Origin of the sequence: Pseudomonas pharyngis (assembly GCF_021602345.1) — a bacterium.
In the GTDB taxonomy this organism is placed as follows: domain Bacteria; phylum Pseudomonadota; class Gammaproteobacteria; order Pseudomonadales; family Pseudomonadaceae; genus Aquipseudomonas; species Aquipseudomonas pharyngis.
Genome location: NZ_BQID01000001.1, coordinates 652639 through 678239, shown reverse-complemented (window position 1 = coordinate 678239; position 25601 = coordinate 652639). Strand labels below are relative to the sequence as shown.

The 25601-nt window shown below is 58.6% G+C and carries 23 protein-coding genes; 20 read left to right on the top strand and 3 right to left on the bottom strand.

Features of this window, described 5'->3' with window-relative positions; all coding sequences use genetic code 11:
* Positions 1–77 precede the first annotated feature (77 nt).
* Complete coding sequence (gene mnmE, locus L6D74_RS03080) at positions 78–1448, top strand: tRNA uridine-5-carboxymethylaminomethyl(34) synthesis GTPase MnmE (protein WP_064600643.1); 1371 nt, start codon at positions 78–80, stop codon at positions 1446–1448.
* Positions 1449–1491: 43 nt separating this feature from the next.
* Here the strand turns inward: mnmE and L6D74_RS03075 are convergent, their stop codons facing one another.
* The 3 genes from L6D74_RS03075 to L6D74_RS03065 all read right to left on the bottom strand — a co-directional run bounded on the left by L6D74_RS03075 (position 1492) and on the right by L6D74_RS03065 (position 5501).
* Entirely contained in the window at positions 1492–3927 is a 2436-nt protein-coding gene (locus L6D74_RS03075) for a TonB-dependent siderophore receptor (RefSeq protein ID WP_236187644.1), read from the bottom strand.
* Positions 3928–4047: 120 nt separating this feature from the next.
* Positions 4048–4995: a FecR domain-containing protein gene (locus tag L6D74_RS03070; protein WP_236187643.1), complete on the bottom strand. Its 948-nt coding sequence runs from the start codon at positions 4993–4995 to the stop codon at positions 4048–4050.
* Positions 4995–5501: a sigma-70 family RNA polymerase sigma factor gene (locus tag L6D74_RS03065; RefSeq protein ID WP_064600636.1), complete on the bottom strand. Its 507-nt coding sequence runs from the start codon at positions 5499–5501 to the stop codon at positions 4995–4997. The genes L6D74_RS03070 and L6D74_RS03065 overlap by 1 nt, the downstream gene beginning before the upstream one ends.
* A gap of 571 nt (positions 5502–6072) precedes the next feature.
* Here L6D74_RS03065 and mnmG point away from each other — a divergent pair.
* The 19 genes from mnmG to L6D74_RS02970 all read left to right on the top strand — a co-directional run bounded on the left by mnmG (position 6073) and on the right by L6D74_RS02970 (position 25600).
* Positions 6073–7971 carry a tRNA uridine-5-carboxymethylaminomethyl(34) synthesis enzyme MnmG gene (gene mnmG / locus L6D74_RS03060; RefSeq protein ID WP_103385810.1) on the top strand — a complete coding sequence of 633 codons (1899 nt, stop codon included), beginning with the start codon at positions 6073–6075 and terminating at the stop codon, positions 7969–7971.
* Positions 7968–8612: a 16S rRNA (guanine(527)-N(7))-methyltransferase RsmG gene (rsmG, locus tag L6D74_RS03055; protein WP_007911906.1), complete on the top strand. Its 645-nt coding sequence runs from the start codon at positions 7968–7970 to the stop codon at positions 8610–8612. The genes mnmG and rsmG overlap by 4 nt, the downstream gene beginning before the upstream one ends.
* 18 nt (positions 8613–8630) lie before the next feature.
* A complete protein-coding gene (locus L6D74_RS03050) occupies positions 8631–9428 on the top strand; it encodes a ParA family protein (protein WP_039764974.1) in 798 nt (265 codons plus the stop codon).
* A 9-nt stretch (positions 9429–9437) separates the two neighbouring features.
* Positions 9438–10310 carry a ParB/RepB/Spo0J family partition protein gene (locus L6D74_RS03045; protein ID WP_064600630.1) on the top strand — a complete coding sequence of 291 codons (873 nt, stop codon included), beginning with the start codon at positions 9438–9440 and terminating at the stop codon, positions 10308–10310.
* Positions 10311–10458: 148 nt separating this feature from the next.
* Positions 10459–10866: a F0F1 ATP synthase subunit I gene (locus L6D74_RS03040; RefSeq protein ID WP_003229783.1), complete on the top strand. Its 408-nt coding sequence runs from the start codon at positions 10459–10461 to the stop codon at positions 10864–10866.
* A gap of 16 nt (positions 10867–10882) precedes the next feature.
* On the top strand, positions 10883–11752 hold the full coding sequence (atpB, locus tag L6D74_RS03035) for a F0F1 ATP synthase subunit A (protein WP_039764981.1): 870 nt from the start codon (positions 10883–10885) through the stop codon (positions 11750–11752).
* 134 nt (positions 11753–11886) lie between these two features.
* Positions 11887–12144: a F0F1 ATP synthase subunit C gene (gene atpE / locus L6D74_RS03030; RefSeq protein WP_003097235.1), complete on the top strand. Its 258-nt coding sequence runs from the start codon at positions 11887–11889 to the stop codon at positions 12142–12144.
* 57 nt (positions 12145–12201) lie between these two features.
* Complete coding sequence (locus L6D74_RS03025) at positions 12202–12672, top strand: F0F1 ATP synthase subunit B (protein ID WP_007954149.1); 471 nt, start codon at positions 12202–12204, stop codon at positions 12670–12672.
* A 12-nt stretch (positions 12673–12684) separates the two neighbouring features.
* A complete protein-coding gene (locus tag L6D74_RS03020; protein ID WP_007911956.1) occupies positions 12685–13221 on the top strand; it encodes a F0F1 ATP synthase subunit delta in 537 nt (178 codons plus the stop codon).
* A 21-nt stretch (positions 13222–13242) separates the two neighbouring features.
* Positions 13243–14787: a F0F1 ATP synthase subunit alpha gene (gene atpA, locus L6D74_RS03015; RefSeq protein WP_041073579.1), complete on the top strand. Its 1545-nt coding sequence runs from the start codon at positions 13243–13245 to the stop codon at positions 14785–14787.
* 50 nt (positions 14788–14837) lie between these two features.
* A complete protein-coding gene (gene atpG, locus L6D74_RS03010) occupies positions 14838–15698 on the top strand; it encodes a F0F1 ATP synthase subunit gamma (RefSeq protein ID WP_007954161.1) in 861 nt (286 codons plus the stop codon).
* Positions 15699–15725: 27 nt separating this feature from the next.
* Entirely contained in the window at positions 15726–17102 is a 1377-nt protein-coding gene (gene atpD, locus L6D74_RS03005; protein ID WP_007954162.1) for a F0F1 ATP synthase subunit beta, read from the top strand.
* A gap of 45 nt (positions 17103–17147) precedes the next feature.
* Complete coding sequence (locus L6D74_RS03000) at positions 17148–17573, top strand: F0F1 ATP synthase subunit epsilon (RefSeq protein ID WP_007954164.1); 426 nt, start codon at positions 17148–17150, stop codon at positions 17571–17573.
* 118 nt (positions 17574–17691) lie between these two features.
* On the top strand, positions 17692–19059 hold the full coding sequence (gene glmU, locus L6D74_RS02995) for a bifunctional UDP-N-acetylglucosamine diphosphorylase/glucosamine-1-phosphate N-acetyltransferase GlmU (protein WP_085612472.1): 1368 nt from the start codon (positions 17692–17694) through the stop codon (positions 19057–19059).
* Between the two features lie 128 nt (positions 19060–19187).
* The gene (locus L6D74_RS02990) at positions 19188–19964 is read left to right on the top strand and encodes a DeoR/GlpR family DNA-binding transcription regulator (protein WP_064600626.1); all 777 of its coding nucleotides are present in this window, start codon (positions 19188–19190) and stop codon (positions 19962–19964) included.
* Between the two features lie 2 nt (positions 19965–19966).
* A complete protein-coding gene (gene glmS / locus L6D74_RS02985; RefSeq protein WP_236187642.1) occupies positions 19967–21799 on the top strand; it encodes a glutamine--fructose-6-phosphate transaminase (isomerizing) in 1833 nt (610 codons plus the stop codon).
* Between the two features lie 74 nt (positions 21800–21873).
* A complete protein-coding gene (locus L6D74_RS02980) occupies positions 21874–22800 on the top strand; it encodes a LysR family transcriptional regulator (protein WP_236187641.1) in 927 nt (308 codons plus the stop codon).
* A 104-nt stretch (positions 22801–22904) separates the two neighbouring features.
* Positions 22905–23531 (top strand): glutathione S-transferase family protein, encoded by a 627-nt coding sequence (locus L6D74_RS02975; RefSeq protein ID WP_064600620.1) that lies wholly within the window; start codon positions 22905–22907, stop codon positions 23529–23531.
* 38 nt (positions 23532–23569) lie between these two features.
* A complete protein-coding gene (locus L6D74_RS02970) occupies positions 23570–25600 on the top strand; it encodes a 2Fe-2S iron-sulfur cluster-binding protein (RefSeq protein ID WP_236187640.1) in 2031 nt (676 codons plus the stop codon).
* Position 25601 lies beyond the last annotated feature (1 nt).

Sequence of the window (25601 nt, the reverse complement as noted above, 5' to 3'; positions counted from 1 at the left end):
CTCTGTGGATAACACCACTCAAAACGCCCCCTAGTGGGGCGTTTTGCTATCTGCCATTTTTGTCTGGATACCGGTTTATGAGCGCACCTCGTGAAACCATCGCAGCTGTCGCCACCGCCCAGGGCCGTGGTGGTGTGGGCATCGTTCGAATTTCCGGGCCGCTGGCCAGCGTTGCTGCCAAAGCCATCAGCGGCCGTGAACTGAAACCACGATTTGCCCACTACGGCCCGTTCTTAACTGACGATCAACAGGTGCTGGATGAAGGTCTGGCGCTGTATTTCCCCGGGCCGAACTCGTTCACCGGCGAGGACGTACTGGAACTGCAGGGCCACGGCGGCCCGATCGTTCTGGACATGCTGCTCAAGCGTTGCCTGGAACTGGGCTGCCGTCTGGCCCGTCCCGGAGAATTCAGCGAAAGAGCATTCCTCAATGACAAACTCGACCTGGCTCAGGCCGAGGCGATCGCCGACCTGATCGAAGCCAGTTCTGCACAGGCTGCTCGCAATGCCCTGCGCTCTCTGCAGGGGGCATTTTCCCAACGTGTGCATAACCTCACCGAACAACTGATCGGTCTGCGGATCTATGTCGAAGCGGCCATCGACTTTCCGGAAGAAGAAATCGACTTCCTTGCCGATGGCCATGTCCTGAGCATGCTCGACAAGGTGCGCGACGAGTTATCCACCGTATTGCGCGAAGCCGGGCAGGGCGCGTTGCTGCGGGACGGCATGACCGTGGTGATCGCCGGTCGTCCGAATGCCGGCAAATCCAGCCTGCTCAACGCTCTGGCCGGTCGTGAAGCCGCCATCGTGACCGAAATCGCCGGCACCACCCGGGATATCCTGCGCGAACATATCCACATTGACGGCATGCCGCTGCACGTTGTGGACACCGCCGGTCTGCGCGATACCGATGACCATGTGGAAAAGATCGGCGTTGAACGAGCATTGAAAGCCATTGGCGAGGCTGACCGAGTGCTACTGGTAGTCGACGCCACTGCGCCAGAGGCCGCCGATCCGTTCGCCCTGTGGCCGGAATTCCTCGAAACCCGGCCGGATCCGGCGAAGGTCACATTGATCCGGAACAAAGCCGATCTGACTGGCGAAGCCATTGCCCTGGAAGTCAGTGACGATGGCCATGTGACGATCAGCCTGAGCGCCAAATCTGCGGGAGAGGGGCTGGATCTGCTGCGTGATCACCTCAAGGCCTGTATGGGTTACGAGCAAACCTCGGAAAGCAGCTTCAGTGCGCGGCGCCGGCATCTGGAGGCCTTGCGTCACGCCAGTGCGGCGTTGGAACACGGTCGCGCCCAGCTGACGCTGGCGGGCGCTGGCGAATTGCTCGCTGAGGATTTGCGTCAGGCCCAGCATTCTCTGGGTGAAATAACCGGGGCCTTCAGTTCCGATGATCTGCTGGGAAGGATCTTTTCCAGCTTCTGTATCGGCAAATGACAAAATGGGCTGTGGACATTTTATCCACAGCCCCTTTTTTGTCTTACCAGTTATAAGAAACCGTACCGAGCAAGGTGCGGTCCTCGCCCCAGTAGCAGCGGCCGGCATCGTTGCATCCAGACACATATTCCTTGTCGAACAGGTTCTTCGCGTTCAGGTCGACGCTCCAGTGCGTGTCGATCTGATAACCGATCGCCGCATCCACCAACGTCACATCGCCGGCGTCCAGCTTTCCGTATAGCGAAGGCGAGGTGTAGGCGAACGCACTGTCGAAGTAACGCACACCACCCCCTACGTACAATCCTTTCAGTTCGCCATCAAGGAAGCGGTATTTGGCCCAGACCGAGGCCTGATTACGCGGCACGCCCGTCATCTGGTGGCCTTTGACCAATGACGTCGTCGCGTCTTTGGTGATTCGGGCGTCGGTATAGGTGTAGGCCGCAGTGACATTCAGGTTCTGTGTCAGATTGCTGTTGAGTTCAAGTTCTACACCTTTGGAACGGCTTTCGCCCACCTGACGGTAACTCGACGTCGTGGCATCGAAGTAGGTGTCGTCCTTTTTGCGCAGGTCATACACCGACGCCGTGAATGCGGTGTCCCAACCGATCGGTTCGTACTTGAGACCCACTTCGTACTGGCTGCTGGTGATCGGATCGAGAGGCGCGCCGGCGTTGGAGATCTGTTGCACCGGCACAAACGAAGTGGAATAGCTGACATACGGCGTCATACCGTTGTCGAACTGGTACATCACTCCGCCCTGATAGGTGAACTTCTTGTCCTCGGAACTAATGTCGCTGGAGCGGGCCACCTTGTCGCGGAAATCACTGTCGACCCAATCCTGACGACCACCGAGCAGGAACAGCCAGCGGTCGTATTTGCTCTGGATCTGTGCATAAACACCTTTCATCTGTTGTTCGAGCAAGGTGTTTTGCACCGCGATCGGCGTGGTCGGATCGCGCAGGTAGACGGGGTTATACACATCAATCGACCCGACCAGCCCTGCATTCCAGTCCTGATTGAAGGAGGTACGATCATAGCTGGCGCCGACCAGCACCGTATTCTCCAGGCCACCGACCTGGAATTTGCCCTCCAGTTGGTTATCCAGCGAGTACACCATCGACTTATTGAAGCGATCGTAGGCGGTCATGTTCAGACGCGTGCCGAACCCGGCGTTGTTAAGGTTGCCCGGCCAGGTCTCATGTCGGGTGATGCGCGACTGCATGTAGCGAGAGTTCTGACGGAACTGCCAGTCATCGTTGAACGAGTGGCTGAATTCATAGCCAGTGCTCCACGTTTCCCTTTCGAACGTGTTCCAGTCCGGGTCACCAAGCATGGTGCCTTTGGATAACTTGCCGTTGGGGTTTGTCAGCAAAGTCCCGGCGGCTGGCAGGCCAAGTTCCATGTTGGTGTGATCCTTCTGGTAGTTGGCCAGCAGGGTCAGGGTATTGAAGTCGTCAAAATTCAGGGTCAGGGATGGTGCAACATAGATCCGGTCATCGGGGACATGATCGGTCTGGGTGTCCGATTTACGTCCGAGCATCACCACCCGCCCGAGAATGTTGCCGCTGTCGTTGAGCGGACCGGCGACATCGACGCCGACCTGCCGGCGATTGTTCGAGCCGTAGCCCAGTTGCACTTCACCCCGGGGTACAGCGGTAGGACGTTTGCTCACCAGATTAACCAGCCCGCCCGGTGCGTTTTCCCCATAAAGCAGCGAAGAAGGGCCGCGGAAAATCTCCACTCGCTCAAGGCCATAAGGCTCGGTGCTGGTGTCATACCGGTTGCCCTGTACGCGTAGTCCATCACGCAACAGACCGTAGCCGTAATCGGTGGCGTTGAAACCGCGAATGTAGAACAGATCCCCCGCCAGACTGTCGCCGGCGGCAAACGGTGGCGCAAAGATCCCCGGTACGTAGCCGAGTACTTCGGTGAGTGTCTGAGATTTCTGATCCTTCATGCGTTGGGCGGTTACGACTGACACGGAACGTGGTGTTTGCGACAACGGCGTACTGGTTTTCGTACCGACCCGACTGTTCTGCGCCTTGTAACCGACGTCGTCGGCGTAATCCAGGTTCATCGGGTTGGCCAGCTGACCATTAATATTGGTCGGTGCCAGCTCCAGCGAATCGCCGTTTGGCAGTGCCTGCAGAATGTAGCTTCCCGGCGCCTGTGGCACGGCTTGCAATCCCGACCCCTGCAGCAGTTGGGCAAACCCTTGTTCCACGCTGAAGTTGCCGTTCAGCCCGGCGCTGCGCAAACGGCTGGTCTGTTGCGGCGAGAACGACAGAATCACATTCGCGGCCGAGGCGAACTGGCTCAGGGCGGTATCGAGCGGTCCCGCAGCAATGGCGTACCGCTGAGCTGCTGTCGCAGCGAAGGCGTCATCGGTGATGACCAGGCAGGACGCAGCACTGGTGATCAGTAAGCTGTAGGCAATGCAGTGGTGGGAAAAACGCTGACGGAACGTGGGAAGACGCATGTGTGGATAAGCCCTGAAAGTGGCAAAGAGCCGCGTTTATCGCGATTACCTGTAGGGCCGGGTCAGGGCAAAAAAAGATAACCCTTGTGTTCAATTATTTTTCCCCGGGTATTTTTTCGCTCAGGCGTCGTGACTGATCGAAACCCAGTAACGGGTGAAGTAGCGGACCTTTATCGGCAGGGACGCCTGAAGATTGGCCAGCACTGCGTCGGTGGAGTCGAGACGAAAGGTGCCGGAAACCCGAAGATCCCGTGCGCGGGTATCGCAATGCAAAACACCGCTGCGATAGCGCCCCAACTCGTCGATCACCTCGCCCAACCGGGCATTGAGCACAATCAACTGACCGTTGGTCCACGCTACTTCCGAGGATTTGAAAGGATGAATCAACCCGATGTGCCGACCATCGAAGTCGGCGCCTTCGCCCGCCTTCAGGATGATTGCGGTTGTCGACAGGTCGGCGGGCTGGACGCTGACCCGGTCTTCCAGCACACCCACACGGGTAGAAACCGACAACTGATGTACAGAGAATCGGGTACCCAGCGCTTGAATCCGGCCATTGCGGGTTTCGACGAGAAAAGGCCGTTGATCACCGAGCTTGCCGGTTTGAATCAGGATCTCTCCAGAGCGTAAACGGATCAGTCGCTGGGCTGCGTCAAAAGACACATCAATCGCTGTACCGGTATTGAGCTGAATCTGGCTGCCATCGGCCAATGTAATGTTGCGGCGCTGACCGACGCCGGTTTTATAGTCGGCCCAGACATCGCCAAGGGAGGTACGCTGCTGAACATTCCAGCCAACGAAACCAGTTCCTGCGGCGAGCAACAACAACTTCAGTACCTGGCGCCGTTGCTGGCCGGTATTCAGCGCACGACGTTTCAAATCTTGCGGCAGGGTGCCGAGGTGACGCTGTAGTTGTTCCATCTGGTTCCACGCCGCCAGATGCGCTGGATCACTATCTATCCACAGTTGCCAGGCTTTCTGTTCGGTGAGGGTCGGCGGGTCGGCTTGAAACTGCACGTACCAACTGGCGGCGGTTTCGAAAATCTTGCGGCTGGGTGCGATGGCCATCAACGCTGCGCCATGATCAGGGCACATTCCGTCAAAGCGCGGATCATGTGCTTCTTCACTGTTGTCAGCGACACCTTCAACTGCACGGCGATCTGTTGATAAGTCAGCCCATCGATCTGCGAAAGCATGAAGATCCGCTGGGTTCGTGCGCCAAGACCGGCCAAGGCTTTATCCACAGCAACCAGGGTTTCGATGATCAGCGCCTTGTCTTCTTCGCTGATGGCCGTGGCTTCAGATCTGGCGGCGAGGGTCTGCAAATACGCGGCCTCGATCGCGCGTCTTCTATACCGATCAATGACCAGGCCGCGTGCAACGGTGGCCAGATAATCCCGAGGTTCGCGAATCTGAGCCGCATTGCGGGCGGCCAGGATCCGCACAAATGTGTCATGCGCGACATCGGCCGCATCGCAGGCGTCATGCAATTTTCCCTTCAGCCAACCATATAGCCACGAATGGTGTTGCTCGTAGATTTGCTCGATCGCAGCGTTATGGGCGGGTAGGGACATGGGAGCAACTGGTGAGTTAATGATAATGGCTATTATTAGCCTCTGTTACGTTCTCTCACAATAGCCCTGTCACTTCCCTCCATCAGCTTCTCCACCGTCACCTGCCCCCGGACAGGCGCTTTTATGGCGCCCTGGAAAAGCCGTTTCGTCGATTTTCTGTGGATTAAGCCCTGTGAATAACTGCCACTGAGGGCAGTTGATAACAGGACCTGAAAGCTGAACATAACTGCCTCTGTGGATAACCACCCCATTCATCCACAGGCTTACACCGGTTATCCAAGGGCCTCATGGCGACATGGCCACAGGGTTTTGAATCTCTGTACACATTGAAAATAAAGGCCTGTAGAAATCTATCCACAGATATCATGGGCAGTAAGAATAAGCTTTAAAACAAAGGTTTTATAAATTTCTCTCTTTTTTATTCTTTTAACCGCAAGTTCTCCACAGCTGGTTAAATTTTGTGCAAAGGGTTCTTTAGGAAGGGCGAAGTCCCTATACTTGCCGACCAGGTCCAGAAACCTGATCTCAAACTATTCCTGAATTACCTACTTAAGCAGGCACGAGGTGCGTGGTGGATTTCCCTTCCCGTTTTGAAGTGATCGTCATCGGCGGCGGTCATGCCGGTACCGAGGCAGCACTGGCCTCAGCACGCATGGGTGCAAAAACCCTTCTGCTGACGCACAACGTGGAAACCCTCGGTGCCATGAGTTGCAACCCGGCCATCGGCGGCATTGGCAAAAGCCATCTGGTCAAGGAAATCGACGCCCTCGGCGGCGCGATGGCCATGGCCACCGATCTGGGCGGTATCCAGTTTCGCGTGTTGAACAGCCGCAAAGGCCCGGCCGTACGGGCAACCCGTGCGCAAGCCGACCGGATTTTGTACAAAGCCGCTGTCCGCGAAATACTGGAAAACCAGCCGAACCTGTGGATATTTCAACAAGCCGCTGACGACCTGATCGTCGAGCAGGAACAGGTACGCGGTGTTGTCACCCAAATGGGTCTGCGTTTCTTCGCCGATTCCGTGGTGTTGACCACTGGTACGTTCCTCGGCGGACTTATCCACATCGGCTTGCAGAATTTTTCCGGCGGTCGCGCCGGTGATCCACCGTCGATCGCCCTGGCGCATCGTCTGCGTGAACTGCCGCTGCGTGTCGGTCGCCTGAAAACCGGTACGCCACCGCGTATCGACGGCAAGTCTGTGGATTTCTCGGTGATGACCGAGCAGCCAGGTGATACGCCGATCCCGGTGATGTCGTTCATGGGCAACAAGGAACAGCATCCACGGCAAGTCAGTTGCTGGATTACCCACACCAACGCCCGCACCCACGAAATCATTGCCGCGAACCTCGATCGCTCGCCGATGTATTCCGCTGCAGGCGAAATCGAGGGCATTGGTCCGCGTTATTGCCCGTCGATCGAAGACAAGATTCACCGATTTGCCGACAAGGAAAGCCATCAGGTGTTCATCGAGCCGGAAGGCCTGACCACCCATGAGCTTTATCCGAACGGGATATCCACAAGCTTGCCGTTCGACGTGCAATTGCAGATCGTGCAATCAATCCGCGGCATGGAAAACGCTCACATCGTGCGTCCGGGTTATGCGATCGAGTACGACTATTTCGATCCGCGCGACCTGAAGTACAGCCTGGAAACCAAAGTCATCGGCGGCCTGTTCTTCGCTGGCCAGATCAACGGCACCACCGGTTACGAAGAAGCCGGCGCCCAGGGTTTGCTGGCTGGCGCGAACGCCGCACTGCGTGCGAAAGGCAAAGAAGCCTGGTGCCCGCGTCGCGACGAAGCCTACATTGGGGTATTGGTCGACGACTTGATCACCCTCGGTACCCAAGAGCCGTACCGCATGTTCACTTCCCGTGCCGAGTACCGTCTGATCCTGCGTGAGGACAACGCCGACCTGCGTCTGACCGAAAAAGGTCGCGAACTGGGCCTGGTCGATGACGCGCGCTGGGCAGCGTTCTGCAAGAAACGCGAAAGCATCGAAATCGAAGAGCAACGCCTGAAAAGCACCTGGGTTCGCCCGGGCACCCCGCAGGGCGATGCGATTGCCGACAAATTCGGCACGCCGCTGACTCACGAATACAACTTACTCAATCTCTTGAGCCGTCCGGAAATCGACTACGCTGGTCTGGTCGAAGTGACCGGGCAGGGCGCCGAAGATCCACAGGTCGCCGAACAGGTCGAGATCAAGACCAAGTACGCCGGTTACATCGATCGCCAACAGGACGAAATCGCCCGTCTGCGTGCCAGTGAAGACACGAAACTGCCTGTGGATATCGATTACACCAACATTTCCGGTCTCTCCAAGGAGATCCAGAGCAAGCTGGGTGCCACGCGTCCCGAGACGCTGGGCCAGGCTTCGCGGATCCCCGGTGTGACCCCGGCAGCGATCTCGCTGTTGATGATTCATTTGAAAAAACGCGGCGCGGGCCGTCAGTTGGAGCAAAGCGCTTGAGTTCTAAGGTCACTTCGCAACACGCCGAAGAGTTATCCACAGGAGCCCGCGAGCTCGGTGTCAATCTCACTGAAACCCAGCACGAACTGCTGCTGGGTTATCTGGCCCTGTTGATCAAATGGAACCAGGCCTACAACCTGACTGCCGTTCGCGATCCGGACGAAATGGTTTCCCGTCATTTGCTCGATAGCCTGAGCGTGATGTCGTTCATCGAAAATGGGCGCTGGCTGGATGTCGGCAGCGGCGGCGGAATGCCGGGGATCCCTCTGGCGATCCTGTATCCGGACTCGCAGGTGACCTGTCTGGACAGCAACGGCAAGAAAACCCGCTTCCTGACCCAGGTCAAACTCGAACTCAAACTGGATAATCTGCAAGTTATCCACAGTCGCGTCGAAGCCTTCCAGCCTGCACAGCCGTTCAACGGGATCATTTCCCGGGCGTTCAGCAGCATGGAGAACTTCACCAACTGGACTCGCCACCTCGGCGACGCCGATACGCGCTGGCTGGCAATGAAGGGCGTCCATCCGGCGGATGAGCTGGTAGCATTGCCGGCAGACTTCAAACTCGATAGCGAACACGCCCTGGCCGTACCCGGTTGCCAAGGCCAACGCCATCTGCTGATACTGCGCCGCACGGCATGATTGGGAACACAAGCAAGAATGGCTAAGGTATTCGCGATAGCGAACCAGAAGGGTGGTGTGGGCAAGACCACCACCTGCATCAACCTCGCAGCATCCCTGGTCGCGACCAAGCGCCGGGTGCTGTTGATCGATCTCGATCCACAGGGCAACGCCACCATGGGTAGCGGTGTGGATAAGCATGGCCTGGAAAACTCGGTCTACGACCTGCTGATCGGCGAATGCGATCTGGCCCAGGCGATGCACTACTCCGAACATGGCGGTTATCAACTGCTGCCGGCCAACCGCGACCTGACGGCGGCCGAAGTGGTGCTGCTGGAAATGCAGATGAAGGAAAGCCGTCTGCGCAGCGCGCTGGCGCCGATCCGCGAGAACTACGATTACATTCTGATCGACTGCCCGCCGTCACTGTCGATGCTCACACTGAACGCACTGGTCGCCGCTGACGGGGTCATTATCCCCATGCAGTGCGAGTATTTTGCGCTCGAAGGTCTGAGCGACCTTGTGGATAACATCAAGCGCATCGCTGAACTGCTGAACCCGAACCTGAAAGTCGAAGGCCTGTTGCGGACCATGTACGACCCGCGTCTGAGCCTGATGAACGACGTTTCAGCCCAGCTCAAGGAACACTTCGGCGATCAACTGTACGACACGGTGATCCCGCGCAACATTCGTCTGGCCGAAGCTCCGAGCTACGGCATGCCGGCGCTGGCCTACGACAAGCAATCGCGTGGCGCGCTGGCCTATCTGGCCTTGGCGGGCGAGATGGTTCGCCGTCAGCGCAAAAATTCACGCACCGCCGCCGCCCAGCCAACTTAAGGAATCCCCATGGCCGTCAAGAAACGAGGTCTCGGACGAGGACTGGATGCGCTGTTGAGCGGTCCGACTGTCAGCTCGCTGGAAGAACAAGCGGCGCAGGCTGACAGCCGCGAGTTGCAGCACCTGCCGCTGGACCTGCTGCAGCGCGGCAAGTATCAGCCACGCCGGGACATGGATCCGCAGGCGCTGGAAGAGCTGGCGCAGTCGATCAAGGCTCAGGGCGTGATGCAACCGATCGTGGTTCGCCCGATTGGTGGTGGTCGTTTTGAAATCATTGCCGGCGAACGTCGCTGGCGCGCGAGTCAACAAGCCGGGCAGGAAACCATCCCCGCGATGGTGCGTGATGTGCCGGATGAAACGGCAATCGCCATTGCGCTGATCGAGAACATCCAGCGCGAAGACCTGAACCCGATTGAAGAGGCGGTAGCCCTGCAGCGCTTGCAGCAGGAATTCCAGCTCACTCAGCAACAGGTTGCCGAGGCTGTGGGTAAGTCCCGCGTCACCGTGGCCAATCTGTTGCGCCTGATTGCGCTGCCGGAAGTGATCAAGACCATGCTGTCCCATGGCGACCTGGAGATGGGTCATGCCCGTGCATTGCTTGGTCTGCCGGACAATCAGCAGGTGGAAGGGGCGCGACATGTTGTCGCACGGGGTCTCACCGTGCGCCAAACTGAGGCACTGGTTCGCCAATGGTTGAGTGGCAAACCGGAGCCGGTCGAACCGTCCAAACCCGACCCGGATATCGCCCGCCTCGAACAGCGTCTGGCCGAGCGCCTGGGCTCTGCGGTGCAGATCCGCCACGGGAAGAAGGGCAAGGGGCAGCTGGTGATCGGTTACAACTCCCTCGATGAGCTTCAAGGTGTGCTCGCACACATCCGCTGAAACAATTCCTCTTGTAGCGCGCAGTCGGAAATCACTACCTGACAGTTGAATAGGGGCAGAACCGCCCCTATACTCTGCGCGCATTTTGTCGGCACAAATTATGCCAAGTTATTGAATTTCGGCAGCCGGCCATTGGAGAGCAATAGTGATGGAAACCCGCAAGCCAAACCGCCTGCCGTTCCATCGCCTGGCGGTTTTTCCGGTGTTAATGGCTCAATTTGTCATTTTGCTCATTGCCGCTTTGGCGCTCTGGCAATGGCACGGAGTCGTTGCCGGATACTCGGGACTTTGCGGAGGCCTGATAGCCTTGCTGCCCAATGTTTATTTCGCTCACAAGGCATTTCGGTTTTCCGGCGCCCGAGCAGCCCAGTCCATCGTCCGGTCTTTCTATGCCGGCGAGGCAGGCAAACTGATTTTGACGGCAGTGCTGTTTGCACTGGTGTTTGCAGGTGTGAAGCCACTGGCGCCGATCGCTGTATTCGGCGCCTTCGTGCTGACTCAGTCGGTCAGCTGGTTCGCTCCCCTGCTGATGAGAACAAGACTTTCGAGACCTTAGGGCGTTTGAGGCAACCATGGCAGAAACAACCGCTTCGGGCTATATCCAGCACCACTTGCAGAACCTGACCTTCGGTCAGCTACCCAACGGCGGCTGGGGCTTTGCCCACACCGCAGCAGAAGCCAAGGAAATGGGCTTCTGGGCTTTCCACGTCGATACCCTCGGCTGGTCGGTCGCGCTGGGTCTGATCTTCGTCATTCTTTTCCGCATGGCGGCCAAGAAGGCGACTTCCGGTCAGCCGGGTGCACTGCAGAACTTCGTTGAAGTCCTGGTCGAATTCGTCGATGGCAGCGTGAAAGACAGCTTCCATGGCCGTAGCCCGGTGATTGCACCGCTGGCACTGACCATCTTCGTCTGGGTGTTCCTGATGAACGCCGTCGACCTGGTACCGGTCGACTGGATTCCTCAGCTGGCCATCCTGATCTCCGGCGACCACCACATCCCGTTCCGCGCCGTGTCGACGACCGACCCGAACGCGACCCTGGGCATGGCGTTCTCGGTTTTCGCACTGATCATTTTCTATAGCATCAAGGTCAAGGGCATCGGCGGTTTCATCGGCGAACTGACCCTGCACCCGTTCGGCAGCAAGAACATCTTCGTTCAGGCCCTGCTGATCCCGGTGAACTTCCTGCTGGAATTCGTGACCCTGATCGCCAAACCGATCTCTCTGGCTCTGCGTCTGTTCGGCAACATGTATGCCGGCGAGCTGGTGTTCATCCTGATCGCTGTGATGTTCGGCAGCGGCCTGCTCTGGCTCAGCGGCCTGGGCGTTGTCCTGCAGTGGGCGTGGGCTGTGTTCCACATCCTGATCATTACCCTGCAGGCGTTCATCTTCATGATGCTGACCATCGTCTACCTGTCGATGGCGCACGAAGAAAACCATTAAGACCAGTCTCGACTAGTCTGATGTCCTTCCCGGTCAAACGGGAAGGGGCTCCTCACGGGGCACCATGAAACGATTTGTTTTACCGCTTTAATCTAAAAAACCTAAACCATACGACGTAAAAGTCGGGAGGAAAGATGGAAACTGTAGTTGGTCTAACCGCTATCGCTGTTGCACTGTTGATCGGCCTGGGCGCACTGGGTACCGCAATTGGTTTCGGCCTGCTGGGCGGCAAGTTCCTGGAAGGCGCAGCGCGTCAGCCAGAAATGGTTCCAATGCTGCAAGTTAAAATGTTCATCGTTGCCGGTCTGCTCGACGCCGTAACCATGATCGGTGTTGGTATCGCTCTGTTCTTCACCTTTGCGAACCCGTTCGTTGGTCAGATCGCTGGCTAATCATTCGGATCTCCGAGTGATTTGGTGTGATGGACAACGTAACTGCGAGGTGTTGGCGTGAACATTAATGCGACCCTGATTGGCCAGTCCGTTGCGTTCCTGATTTTTGTACTGTTCTGCATGAAGTTCGTATGGCCTCCGGTCATCGCGGCTCTGCACGAACGTCAAAAGAAGATCGCTGATGGTCTGGACGCTGCCAGCCGTGCAGCTCGCGACCTGGAGTTGGCCCAAGAGAAAGCGGGTCAGCAACTGCGCGAAGCGAAAGCTCAGGCAGCTGAAATCATCGAGCAAGCCAAGAAACGCGGTAACCAGATTGTCGAAGAGGCCGTTGAAAAGGCCCGCGTCGACGCTGACCGTGTGAAGGTTCAGGCTCAAGCCGAGATCGAACAGGAACTGAACAGTGTCAAAGACAAGCTGCGCGCCCAGGTGGGCTTGCTGGCTGTCGGCGGCGCCGAGAAGATCCTGGGTGCCACAATCGATCAAAACGCGCACGCAGAGCTGGTTAATCAACTGGCTGCTGAAATCTAAGCGAGGGCGATCATGGCAGAACTGACCACGTTGGCCCGACCTTACGCTAAGGCGGCCTTCGAGCACGCTCAGGCCCACCAGCAACTGGCCAATTGGTCAGCCATGCTCGGCCTGGCAGCAGCGGTGTCGCAAGACGACACCATGCAGCGCGTGCTCAAGGCCCCGCGACTGACGAGCGCAGAAAAGGCCGCCACGTTCATTGACGTGTGCGGCGACAAGTTTGATGCCAAGGCACAGAACTTCATCAATGTCGTTGCCGAAAACGACCGTCTCCCGCTTCTGCCGGAGATCGCCGCTCTTTTCGACCTGTACAAGGCCGAGCAAGAGAAATCGGTAGACGTTGAAGTGACCAGTGCTTTTGCATTGAACCAAGAACAGCAAGACAAACTCGCCAAGGTTCTCAGTGCACGACTCAACCGGGAAGTGCGCCTGCAAGTTGCGGAGGATGCTGCCCTTATAGGTGGTGTCGTTATCCGCGCCGGCGACCTGGTTATCGATGGCTCGATTCGCGGCAAAATCGCGAAACTTGCCGAAGCATTGAAATCTTGAGTTTGAAGGGGCAGCAGAGCAATGCAGCAACTCAATCCTTCCGAAATAAGTGAAATTATCAAGGGCCGCATCGAAAAGCTCGATGTGACCTCCCAAGCCCGTAACGAAGGCACTGTCGTCAGCGTATCTGACGGCATCGTGCGGATTCACGGTCTGGCCGACGTCATGTACGGCGAGATGATCGAGTTTCCGGGCGGCGTCTACGGTATGGCCCTCAACCTGGAGCAAGACTCCGTAGGTGCCGTTGTACTGGGCGCATACACCAGTCTGGCTGAAGGCATGAGCGCCAAGTGCACCGGCCGCATCCTCGAAGTTCCGGTTGGTAAGGAACTGCTGGGTCGCGTTGTCGACGCACTGGGTAACCCTGTTGACGGCAAAGGTCCACTGGGCAACACCGAGACCGACGCGGTCGAGAAAGTTGCTCCGGGCGTGATCTGGCGTAAGTCGGTAGACCAGCCTGTACAGACTGGCTACAAGGCTGTCGATGCCATGATCCCTGTCGGCCGTGGCCAGCGTGAGCTGATCATCGGTGACCGTCAGATCGGTAAAACCGCTCTGGCGATCGACGCGATCATCAACCAGAAAGACAGCGGCATTTTCTGCGTCTACGTGGCAATCGGTCAGAAGCAATCGACCATCGCCAACGTGGTTCGCAAGCTGGAAGAAAACGGTGCACTGGCTAACACCATCATTGTTGCAGCGAGCGCTTCGGAATCTGCAGCACTGCAATTCCTGGCTCCGTACTCCGGTTGCACCATGGGTGAGTTCTTCCGCGACCGCGGAGAAGACGCGCTGATCGTTTATGACGATCTGTCCAAGCAAGCAGTGGCTTACCGCCAGATTTCCCTGCTGCTGCGCCGTCCACCAGGCCGTGAAGCTTACCCAGGCGACGTGTTCTATCTCCACTCCCGTCTGCTGGAGCGTGCATCCCGCGTTTCGGAAGAGTACGTAGAGAAGTTCACCAACGGCGCAGTGACCGGCAAAACCGGTTCCCTGACCGCACTGCCGATCATCGAAACCCAGGCTGGCGACGTTTCCGCGTTCGTTCCGACCAACGTGATTTCCATCACCGACGGTCAGATCTTCCTGGAATCGGCCATGTTCAACTCGGGCATCCGCCCTGCAGTGAACGCCGGTGTTTCGGTATCCCGTGTGGGTGGTGCCGCTCAGACCAAGATCATCAAGAAGCTGTCCGGTGGTATCCGTACCGCTCTGGCTCAGTACCGTGAACTGGCGGCATTCGCCCAGTTCGCTTCTGACCTGGACGAAGCGACCCGTAAGCAACTTGAGCATGGTCAGCGCGTTACCGAGCTGATGAAGCAGAAGCAATACGCACCGATGTCGATCGCTGACATGGCGCTGTCGCTGTATGCCGCTGAGCGTGGGTTCCTGACTGACATTGAAATCGCCAAGATCGGCAGCTTCGAACAAGCGCTGATCGCTTTCTTCAACCGCGATCACGCCGATTTGATGGCCAAGATCAACGTTAAAGGTGACTTCAATGACGAAATCGACGCTGGCCTGAAGGCTGGTATCGAGAAGTTCAAGGCCACCCAAACCTGGTAAGCCGCAGCGGGAGCCGCAAGGCTCCCGCTTGCTAACCTGATAGGTGTTACATGGCAGGCGCAAAAGAGATTCGCAGTAAGATTGCGAGCATCAAAAGCACGCAAAAAATTACCAGCGCCATGGAAAAAGTGGCGGTCAGCAAAATGCGCAAGGCACAAATGCGCATGGCTGCTAGCCGTCCTTATGCGGAGCGTATCCGCCAGGTAATTGGGCATCTGGCCAACGCCAACCCGGAATACCGCCACCCGTTCATGATCGATCGCGAAGTAAAGCGCGTCGGTTATGTCGTGGTGAGCAGTGACCGTGGTCTGTGCGGCGGCTTGAACACCAACCTGTTCAAGGCCCTGGTCAAGGACATGGCGGTAAACCGCGAAAACGGCGTCGAGATCGATCTGTGTGTCGTTGGTAGCAAGGGTGCGGCCTTTTTCCGCAACTTCGGCGGTAACGTCGTTGCAGCTATCAGCCACCTGGGTGAAGAGCCGTCGATCAATGATCTGATCGGCAGCGTCAAGGTGATGCTGGATGCCTACCTGGACGGCCGTATTGACCGCCTGTCCGTGGTATCCAACAAGTTCATCAACACCATGACGCAACAGCCTACCGTGGAGCAGTTGATTCCATTGGTGGCGACCCCGGATCAAGAACTCAAGCACCACTGGGACTACCTCTACGAACCAGACGCCAAAGAGCTGCTTGACGGCTTGATGGTGCGTTACGTGGAGTCGCAGGTGTACCAGGCGGTGGTCGAGAACAACGCGGCTGAACAGGCTGCGCGGATGATCGCGATGAAGAACGCTACCGACAACGCCGGTGATTTGATCAGCGATTTGCAGCTGATCTACAACAAGGCGCGTCAGGCTGCGATCACCCAAGAGATCTCGGAAATCGTCGGCGGCGCTGCCGCGGTTTAACGGTTCAAATATTCAGAGGATCCAGCTATGAGTAGCGGACGTATCGTTCAAATCATCGGCGCCGTTATCGACGTGGAATTCCCACGCGACAGCGTACCGAGCATCTACGACGCCTTGAAGGTTCAAGGCGCCGAAACCACTCTGGAAGTTCAGCAGCAGCTGGGCGACGGCGTGGTTCGTACCATTGCGATGGGCTCCACCGAAGGCTTGAAGCGCGGTCTGGACGTCAACAACACTGGCGCAGCCATCTCCGTACCGGTCGGTAAAGCGACTCTGGGCCGGATCATGGACGTACTGGGCAACCCGATCGACGAAGCTGGCCCGATCGGCGAAGAAGAGCGCTGGGGTATCCACCGCGCCGCTCCTTCCTTCGCTGAACAGGCCGGTGGCAACGAGCTGCTGGAAACAGGCATCAAGGTTATCGACCTGGTTTGCCCGTTCGCCAAGGGCGGTAAAGTCGGTCTGTTCGGTGGTGCCGGTGTAGGCAAGACCGTAAACATGATGGAACTGATCCGTAACATCGCCATCGAGCACAGCGGTTATTCCGTGTTCGCCGGTGTGGGTGAGCGTACTCGTGAGGGTAACGACTTCTACCACGAGATGAAGGACTCCAACGTTCTCGACAAGGTAGCCCTGGTCTACGGTCAAATGAACGAGCCACCGGGAAACCGTCTGCGCGTAGCGCTGACCGGTCTGACCATGGCCGAGAAGTTCCGTGACGAAGGTAACGACGTTCTGCTGTTCGTCGACAACATCTATCGTTATACCCTGGCCGGTACCGAAGTATCCGCACTGCTGGGCCGTATGCCTTCGGCAGTAGGTTACCAGCCGACCCTGGCTGAAGAGATGGGCGTGCTGCAAGAGCGCATCACTTCGACCAAACAAGGTTCGATTACTTCGATCCAGGCCGTATACGTACCAGCGGACGACTTGACTGACCCGTCGCCAGCGACCACGTTTGCTCACCTGGACGCCACCGTCGTTCTGTCCCGTGACATCGCTTCCCTGGGTATCTACCCGGCGGTAGACCCACTGGACTCGACTTCGCGTCAGCTGGACCCGAACGTGATCGGCAACGATCACTACGAGACCGCTCGTGGTGTTCAGTACGTGCTGCAGCGTTACAAAGAGCTGAAGGACATCATCGCGATCCTGGGTATGGACGAGCTGTCGGAAGCCGACAAGCAGTTGGTAAACCGTGCTCGTAAGATCCAGCGCTTCTTGTCGCAGCCGTTCTTCGTGGCTGAAGTCTTCACCGGTGCTTCGGGTAAATACGTTTCCCTGAAAGACACCATTGCTGGCTTCAAAGGCATCCTCAACGGTGACTACGACCACCTGCCAGAACAAGCGTTCTACATGGTCGGCGGCATCGAAGAAGCGATCGAGAAAGCCAAGAAACTGTAATCCAGGCGCCCGGCAACGGGCGCTAATTTAGGTTGAGGCAATCAGATGGCTATGACAGTCCATTGCGACATCGTCAGCGCGGAAGGAGAAATCTTTTCCGGCCTGGTCGAGATGGTGATTGCGCACGGTGCTCTGGGTGATCTTGGTATCGCTCTGGGCCACGCGCCGCTGATCACTAATCTGAAGCCAGGTCCGATCCGCCTGATCAAGCAAGGCGGGGAAGCCGAGGTGTTCTACATCTCCGGTGGTTTCCTCGAGGTTCAGCCGAACATGGTCAAGGTGCTTGCCGATACCGTGCAACGTGCCGCCGACCTGGATGAAGCTCAGGCTCAAGCAGCTCTCAAGGCTGCCGAAGCTGCTCTGCATGAGAAGAGCGCAGATTTCGACTACGGAGCTGCGTCCGCACGTCTGGCCGAGGCTGCAGCTCAGCTGCGCACCGTCCAGCAGATCCGCAAGAAGTTTGGCGGTTGATCCGTCAGCCACTTGTTGTGCGATTGATAAAAAAGGGTAGCCTCGGCTACCCTTTTTTCTTTTCAGAATTCTACAAACCCGGTCGCAGTTGCTGACCACCCAGGATTGGTAGCCAGTCATGTCTCTTGAAATCGTTATCCTCGCGGCCGGTCAAGGCACCCGCATGCGTTCCGCGCTGCCAAAAGTGCTGCATCCGATTGCCGGCGATTCCATGCTTGGCCATGTTATCCACAGCGCCCGTCAACTTGATCCACAGCGCATTCATGTCGTCATCGGCCACGGCGCCGATGTAGTGCGCGAGCGTCTGGCCGCTGACGATCTGAATTTCGTATTGCAGGACAAGCAGCTGGGCACCGGCCACGCCACGGCCCAGGCTGTTCCTTTCATCACCGCCGATACCGTACTGATTCTCTACGGCGATGTGCCGTTGATCGAAGTCGAGACCCTGCAACGTCTGCTCAAGCACGTTGTACCCGGGCAGATGGGCTTGCTCACCGTCGAGCTGGACGATCCGACCGGTTATGGCCGCATCGTGCGCGATGCCGACGGCAAGGTTGCCGCCATCGTCGAACACAAGGACGCCAGCGAAGCGCAACGGGCGATCACTGAAGGCAACACCGGCATCCTGGCAGTGCCGGCCAATCGTCTGGCGGATTGGATGAGTCGCCTGTCGAACAACAACGCTCAGGGCGAGTACTACCTGACCGACGTGATCGAGATGGCGGTCAGCGATGGCCTGACCGTCGCCACCGAACAACCTCACGATCCGATGGAAGTGCAGGGCGCCAATGATCGCAAACAGCTCTCCGAGCTGGAGCGTCATTACCAGCTGCGCGCCGGACGTCGCCTGATGGCTCAGGGTGTCACCCTGCGCGACCCGGCCCGTTTCGATGTGCGAGGCGAAGTGACCGTCGGTCGCGATGTGCTGATCGACATCAACGTGATTCTCGAAGGCAAGGTTGTCATAGAGGACGATGTGGTGATCGGCCCGAACTGCGTGATCAAGGACAGCACCCTGCGCAAAGGCGTAGTGGTCAAGGCCAACAGCCACATCGAAGGCGCGGTGCTGGGCGAAGGCAGCGATGCCGGCCCGTTTGCCCGTCTGCGTCCGGGCACTGTGCTGGAGGCCCGCGCCCATGTGGGTAACTTCGTTGAACTGAAAAACGCGCGCATGGGCGAGGGCGCCAAGGCCGGGCACCTGACTTACCTGGGCGATGCCGAGATCGGTGCGCGCACCAACATCGGCGCCGGCACCATCACTTGCAACTACGATGGCGCCAACAAGTGGAAAACCGTGTTGGGTGAAGACGTGTTCATCGGTTCCAACAACTCGCTGGTGGCGCCTGTGGATATCTCCGCCGGTGCCACTACTGCAGCCGGCTCGACCATCACTCAGAATGTGGATAACGCGCAATTGGCTGTTGGCCGGGCGCGGCAGAAGAACATCGATGGCTGGAAGCGGCCTGAGAAGATCAAGAAGAGCTGAGTTATCCACAATGCTCAAATTAAAAAAGACCGCTGCCAGCGGTCTTTTTTTTGGGCGCCGACTTGACGATTCGCAGCTGATAGGTTTTGATTGCTTCCGTTATCTTTCGAATCGAAACTTAATTAGCCATGTCGAAACGCAACACACCTCAGCGCCGTCACAACATTCTGGCTTTACTCAATGAGCAGGGCGAAGTGAGTGTGGATGAACTGGCCAAGCGCTTCGAAACTTCGGAAGTTACGATTCGCAAGGATCTCGCCGCTCTGGAAAGTCATGGCTTGCTGCTGCGTCGCTATGGTGGCGCGATCACCATGCCCCAGGAACTGGTGGCGGACGTCAGTCAGAACGTTTCCAAATACAAACAGGCGATTGCCCGCGCCGCCGTCACACGCATCCGCGAGCACGCCCGCATCATCATCGACAGCGGCAGCACCACCGCCGCGATGATTCCCGAACTCGGCCAGCAGCCAGGCCTGGTGGTGATGACCAACTCTCTGCATGTGGCCAACGCCCTGAGCGAACTCGAGCACGAGCCTGTGCTGCTGATGACCGGCGGCACCTGGGATCCGCACTCGGAATCCTTTCAGGGCCAGGTCGCCGAGCAGGTACTACGCTCTTACGACTTCGACCAATTGTTTATCGGTGCCGATGGCATCGACTTGGTGCGTGGCACCACCACCTTCAATGAATTGCTCGGCCTGAGCCGGGTGATGGCGGAAGTGGCGCGGGAAGTGATCGTGATGGTCGAGGCCGACAAGATCGGCCGCAAGATTCCCAACCTGGAGCTGCCATGGAGCAGCGTCCATACCCTAATTACCGATGATCGCCTGTCCCTGGATGCGCGCGATCAGATTCAGGCTCGCGGTATCAACTTGATTTGCGCGACTGTCAGTCAGGAGAAATAAGCATGTGTGGAATCGTCGGCGCGGTAGCTGAACGTAACATCACCGCCATTCTGGTCGAAGGCCTCAAACGCCTCGAATACCGGGGCTATGACAGTGCCGGTGTGGCGGTGTACACCAATGACGGCATTCTGGAACGCACTCGTCGTGTGGGCAAGGTCAGCGAACTCGACGCGGCGCTGGCCGAACATCCGCTGGTTGGCCGTCTCGGTATTGCCCACACCCGCTGGGCTACCCACGGTGCGCCGAGCGAGCGCAATGCCCACCCGCATTTCTCCGGTGACGTCGCTGTCGTGCACAACGGCATCATCGAAAACCATGAGGCGCTGCGTGAACAGCTGAAGGCACTGGGCTACGTGTTCACCTCGGACACCGACACCGAAGTCATCGCTCACCTGCTGACCGAAAAACTCAAGTCGTTGCCAGACCTCGCCGACGCGCTGAAGGCTGCGGTCAAGGAGCTGCATGGCGCTTACGGTCTGGCGGTTATCCACGCAAAGCAACCGGATCGACTCGTTGCTGCTCGCAGCGGCAGCCCGCTGGTGATCGGTCTGGGCCTGGGCGAAAACTTCCTCGCTTCCGATCAACTGGCCCTGCGTCAGGTCACCGACCGTTTCATGTACCTGGAAGAGGGCGATATCGCCGAAATCCAGCGCGACAAGGTGCAGATCTGGGACGTGACCGGCAAAGCCGTCGAGCGCCAGACCATCCAGTACACGGATGGTGCGGAAGCGGCCGACAAAGGCGAGTTCCGTCACTACATGCTCAAGGAAATCCACGAGCAGCCGTCCGTGGTGCAGCGCACTCTGGAAGGTCGATTGAGTGCGGATCAGGTGCTGGTGCAGGCTTTCGGTCCACAAGCTGCTGAATTGTTCGCCAAAGTGCGCAACGTGCAGATCGTGGCGTGTGGCACCAGCTATCACGCCGGCATGGTTGCCCGTTACTGGCTCGAAGAGCTGGCCGGCATTCCGTGCCAGGTCGAAGTCGCCAGCGAGTTCCGCTACCGCAAGGTGGTGGTGCAGCCGGACACCTTGTTCGTCACCATCTCCCAGTCCGGCGAAACCGCCGACACCCTGGCCGCCCTGCGCAACGCCAAGGAACTGGGCTTCCTCGCCAGCCTGGCGATCTGCAACGTCGGCATCAGCTCGCTGGTGCGCGAGTCCGACCTGACCCTGCTGACCCAGGCTGGTCGTGAAATCGGCGTGGCCTCGACCAAGGCGTTCACTACGCAGTTGGTCGGTCTGCTGCTGCTGACCCTGTCTCTGGGTCAGGTGCGCGGTACTTTGGGCAAAGGCGTTGAAGCCACGCTGGTCGAAGAACTGCGTCGCCTGCCAACCCGTCTGGGCGAAGCCCTGGCGATGGACAGCACCGTGGAAAAAATCGCAGAGCTGTTCGCCGAGAAGAACCACACCCTGTTCCTGGGCCGTGGCGCGCAATTCCCGGTGGCGATGGAAGGGGCCTTGAAGCTCAAGGAAATCTCGTACATCCACGCCGAAGCCTACCCGGCCGGCGAACTGAAGCACGGTCCGCTGGCGCTTGTGGATAACGACATGCCGGTGGTGACCGTCGCGCCGAACAACGAACTGCTGGAGAAGCTGAAGTCCAACCTGCAGGAAGTCCGCGCCCGCGGTGGCGAACTGGTCGTGTTCGCCGACGAAAAGGCCGGGATGACCAACGGCGAAGGCACACACGTAGTGCAGATGCCGCACATCCACGACATCCTGTCGCCGATCCTCTACACCATTCCGCTGCAACTGCTGTCGTACTACGTTGCGGTGCTCAAGGGCACGGACGTGGATCAGCCGCGTAACCTGGCGAAGTCGGTGACGGTGGAATAAGTTATCCACAGTTGATCACCCCCCAATAAAATCGCAGCTTCGGCTGCGATTTTTTTATCCGTATCGAGGGCACCATGGATCGCTTCCAGGAAATGCAGGTATTCGCCATCGTCGCCCAGGAGCAGGGCTTTTCCGCTGCGGCGCGGCGTCTGGGTCTGTCGGCGGCGAGCGTGACCAGGGCGGTGGCGGCGCTGGAGCAGCGGATCGGCACGCAGTTGTTGATCCGTACCACCCGCAGCGTGCATTTGAGCGAAGCCGGTCTGCGTTTCCTGGAAGACTGTCGGAGAATTCTCGCGGAGGTGCAGGAAGCGGAGGATTCCGCTGCCGGCAGTCATACCCAGCCCCGTGGGCAGTTGACGGTGACGGCGCCTGTTTTATTCGGCGAGCTGTTTGTCACGCCGGTGATGGCGCGTTATCTGACGCAATACCCGGACGTTTCCATCAATGCCCTGTTGCTCGACCGGGTGGTGAACATGGTCGAGGAGGGCATCGACGTCGCGGTGCGTATCGGCGAGTTGCCGGACAGCAATCAGCATGCGATCCGGGTCGGTGAGGTACGGCGGGTGATTTGTGGTTCGCCGGAGTACTTTGCGATTCATGGCCGGCCGAATCATCCACAGGCCCTGGCCGGGGCGCCGGTGGTGGCGACATCGGCCATCGGTCAACAGCGCAGTTGGCCATTCATGGAACACGGTGAACTCATCGGCGTAAAACCGGAACCGCGTCTGGTGGTCACCGCCAATCAGGCTGCGATCACGGCGGCGTCGCTGGGCCTGGGTCTGACCCGGGTGCTGTCTTATCAGGTGGCCAGCAAGGTCGCCTCCGGCGAACTGGAAATCGTCCTCGCCGAGTTTGAACTGCCTGCTTTGCCGATCCATGTGGTGTATCAGGGCGGGCGCAAGGCGCCGGCGCGGATACGCAGCTTTGTCGACTTTATCGTGCAGGCGTTGCGCGAGCATCCGGCGCTGAAAAACGCCGCGTTATTTCATCCAGAGAAATAATGGATTGCGTTTGCTGGTGATTCTATTGCTTTCGCGATCAAGGGAATATGGCTCCCACGGCCGCCGTCCACCCTGAACGGCGCCATCATCCAGCGGAGTCGACCATGCAAGCGATCAAACTCTACAACTTCCCGCGTTCCGGCCACGCCCATCGCGTCGAACTGATGTTGTCACTGTTGCAACTGCCGACCGAGCTGATCTTTGTCGATCTGGCCAAAGGCGAGCACAAACAGCCCGGCTACCTGGCGATCAACAGCTTCGGGCAAGTACCGGCCATTGATGACAACGGCGTGGTGCTGGCCGACTCCAACGCGATCCTCGTCTATCTGGCACAGAAATACGGTAATGGTCGCTGGCTGCCAAGCGATCCGGTCGGCGCCGCGCATGTGCAGCGCTGGTTGTCCGCTGCCGCCGGGCCGATTGCTTTCGGCCCTGCCGCCGCCCGCCTGATCACGGTGTTCGGGGCGAAGTTCAACGCCGAGGAAGTCATCACCCGCGCGCACAATTTTCTCAAGGTGATGGACCTGGAACTGGGCAAAACCCCGTATTTGGCAGGTACTGAGCCGACCATCGCTGACGTGGCGGCCTACAGCTACATTGCCCACGCACCGGAAGGCAATGTGTCGCTGGACGACTACGCTAACGTTCGCGCCTGGCTTTCGCGCATCGAGGCGTTGCCTGGCTTCGTCGGCATGCCGCGCACCGTTGCCGGCCTGCAAACCACCGTCTGACATTCAATCTACGCCGATGGCGCAGGGGAGAGACCGTGATGGAACGTTCACCGTGGCACGCTGGCGAGCAACAGTTGCAGGCCCATGTCGGCGTTGCTGAGCGCATGGCGGAATTCGGGCGTAAGGTGATTCGCACCTGGATGCCGGATCAGCACCGTCAGTTCTATGAGCAATTGCCCTTCATGCTGTATGGCGCGGTGGATGCCGAAGGTCGCCCCTGGGCCAGTGTGCTGGAGGGGGAGCCGGGCTTTGCTCACTCTCCCGAGCCGACGCAATTGCAGTTCGCCAGTCTGCCGGCTGCCGATGACCCGGCGCAGTTACAAGCCGGCGCCGCCATCGGTCTGCTTGGTATCGAACTGCACACCCGCCGGCGCAATCGGCTCAATGGCCACATCGATAATCTTGACGCGAACGGCTTCGGGCTGACGGTGGATCAATCGTTCGGCAACTGCCCGCAATACATTCAATTGCGTCAGTTTCAGCGGGTGCCGCTGACCGATCCGCAGACCCGCAAAGCCGAACATCGTGACAGCCTCGACGACGCCGCCATTGCGCTGATTGAAAGCGCTGATACTTTCTTCGTCGCCAGTTACGTCGACGTCGACGGCGAGCGTTCGGTGGATGTTTCCCACCGCGGCGGTCAGCCCGGTTTTGTGCGGATCGAGGGTAATCGCCTGACGATCCCTGATTTTGCCGGCAACCTGCACTTCAACACGCTGGGCAATCTGCTGCTCAATCCCTTGGCCGGCTTGCTGTTCATCGACTTTTCCACAGGCGATGTGTTGCAGCTCAGCGGTCGCACCGAGATCATTCTCGAGGCGCCGCAGATCGAGGCCTTCCAGGGCGCCGAACGCCTGTGGACTTTCGAGGTGGAAAAACTGGTTCGGCGTCCGGCAGCGCTGGCTCTTCGCTGGCGCTTCGACGGCATGTCACCCACCAGCCTGCTGACCGGTAACTGGGCCCAGGCCGATGCACGGTTGCAGGCCAAGGCATTGGGGGACAGCTGGCGGCCATTGCGCGTGGCAAAAGTCGAAATGGAAAGCCGTCACATCCGCTCGATTTATCTGGAGCCGGACGATGGCGCAGGACTGCCGGTGTTTCTCGCCGGTCAGCATCTGCCGCTGCGGTTCACCCTCGATGGCGAGGTGCACATCCGTACCTACAGCCTGTCCGGCGCGCCGTCGGATGATTTCTTCCGGATCAGCGTGAAACGCGAAGGCCGGGTGTCGACGCACCTGCATGAGCAGATTCGCGTGGGCGATGTGCTGGAGGCGCGCTTGCCTCAAGGGCATTTCACGGTCGCGGCGCTGGAGCGTCGTCCACTGGTGTTGTTGGCGGCCGGCGTCGGCATCACGCCGTTGCTGTCGATGCTGCGTGAGGTGGTGTATCAGGGCCTGCGGACCCGGCGGATTCGTCCGACCCTGTTTGTTCAGAGTTCCCGCAGCCTCGCCGACCAGCCGTTCCGCGCAGAGGTGGATCGGTTGCTGGAGGATGCCGGTGATGCCGTGAAAGTGTTGCGAGTGCTAAGTCAGCCGGAAGACGATCTGGTCGAAGGAAAAGACTTCGACCTGCGTGGCCGTATCGATGGCGATCTGTTGCGCAATCTGCTGACCGACGAGGACTTCGATCAGGTCGACTTCGTGCTCTGCGGTCCCGGCGGTTTTACCCAAGGTATTTATGACATCTTGCGCGAACTGGATGTGCGGGACGGGCAGATCCATGCCGAAACCTTCGGCCCTTCGACCCTCAAGCGCCAGGCCGATCCGGACGCGATCGTGATGGAACAACCGCCGGCTGCGACCACGTCGGTGCCGGTGGTGTTCGAACGCTCAGCCAAGGAAGCGCGCTGGCAGCCCGATGGGGGCAGTTTGCTGGAGCTGGCGGAAAGTCGCGGCCTGCGTCCGGAATTCAGTTGTCGCGGGGGTTCGTGCGGCACCTGCAGGACGCGGCTGATCAGCGGCGCGGTGAATTATCCACAGCCTCCGGCAGAAGTGCCGGAGGAGGGGCAGGTGCTGATTTGCTGCGCGGTGCCGGCGCAGAGTGCCCAGCCACTGGTGCTGGATCTGTAAC

Bases quoted from the DNA above. Each gene is read 5' to 3' on its own strand.
- L6D74_RS03075 (WP_236187644.1), bottom strand. From the start codon at position 3,927: ATGCGTCTTCCCACGTTCCGTCAGCGTTTTTCCCACCACTGCATTGCC.
- L6D74_RS02990 (WP_064600626.1), top strand. From the start codon at position 19,188: ATGTCGAAACGCAACACACCTCAGCGCCGTCACAACATTCTGGCTTTA.
- atpA (WP_041073579.1), top strand. From the start codon at position 13,243: ATGCAGCAACTCAATCCTTCCGAAATAAGTGAAATTATCAAGGGCCGC.
- atpD (WP_007954162.1), top strand. From the start codon at position 15,726: ATGAGTAGCGGACGTATCGTTCAAATCATCGGCGCCGTTATCGACGTG.
- L6D74_RS03070 (WP_236187643.1), bottom strand. From the start codon at position 4,995: ATGGCCATCGCACCCAGCCGCAAGATTTTCGAAACCGCCGCCAGTTGG.
- L6D74_RS03065 (WP_064600636.1), bottom strand. From the start codon at position 5,501: ATGTCCCTACCCGCCCATAACGCTGCGATCGAGCAAATCTACGAGCAA.
- L6D74_RS02970 (WP_236187640.1), top strand. From the start codon at position 23,570: ATGGAACGTTCACCGTGGCACGCTGGCGAGCAACAGTTGCAGGCCCAT.
- glmS (WP_236187642.1), top strand. From the start codon at position 19,967: ATGTGTGGAATCGTCGGCGCGGTAGCTGAACGTAACATCACCGCCATT.
- atpG (WP_007954161.1), top strand. From the start codon at position 14,838: ATGGCAGGCGCAAAAGAGATTCGCAGTAAGATTGCGAGCATCAAAAGC.
- L6D74_RS03045 (WP_064600630.1), top strand. From the start codon at position 9,438: ATGGCCGTCAAGAAACGAGGTCTCGGACGAGGACTGGATGCGCTGTTG.
- L6D74_RS03000 (WP_007954164.1), top strand. From the start codon at position 17,148: ATGGCTATGACAGTCCATTGCGACATCGTCAGCGCGGAAGGAGAAATC.
- L6D74_RS03050 (WP_039764974.1), top strand. From the start codon at position 8,631: ATGGCTAAGGTATTCGCGATAGCGAACCAGAAGGGTGGTGTGGGCAAG.
- L6D74_RS03040 (WP_003229783.1), top strand. From the start codon at position 10,459: ATGGAAACCCGCAAGCCAAACCGCCTGCCGTTCCATCGCCTGGCGGTT.
- L6D74_RS03020 (WP_007911956.1), top strand. From the start codon at position 12,685: ATGGCAGAACTGACCACGTTGGCCCGACCTTACGCTAAGGCGGCCTTC.
- glmU (WP_085612472.1), top strand. From the start codon at position 17,692: ATGTCTCTTGAAATCGTTATCCTCGCGGCCGGTCAAGGCACCCGCATG.
- L6D74_RS02980 (WP_236187641.1), top strand. From the start codon at position 21,874: ATGGATCGCTTCCAGGAAATGCAGGTATTCGCCATCGTCGCCCAGGAG.
- atpE (WP_003097235.1), top strand. From the start codon at position 11,887: ATGGAAACTGTAGTTGGTCTAACCGCTATCGCTGTTGCACTGTTGATC.
- atpB (WP_039764981.1), top strand. From the start codon at position 10,883: ATGGCAGAAACAACCGCTTCGGGCTATATCCAGCACCACTTGCAGAAC.
- L6D74_RS02975 (WP_064600620.1), top strand. From the start codon at position 22,905: ATGCAAGCGATCAAACTCTACAACTTCCCGCGTTCCGGCCACGCCCAT.
- mnmE (WP_064600643.1), top strand. From the start codon at position 78: ATGAGCGCACCTCGTGAAACCATCGCAGCTGTCGCCACCGCCCAGGGC.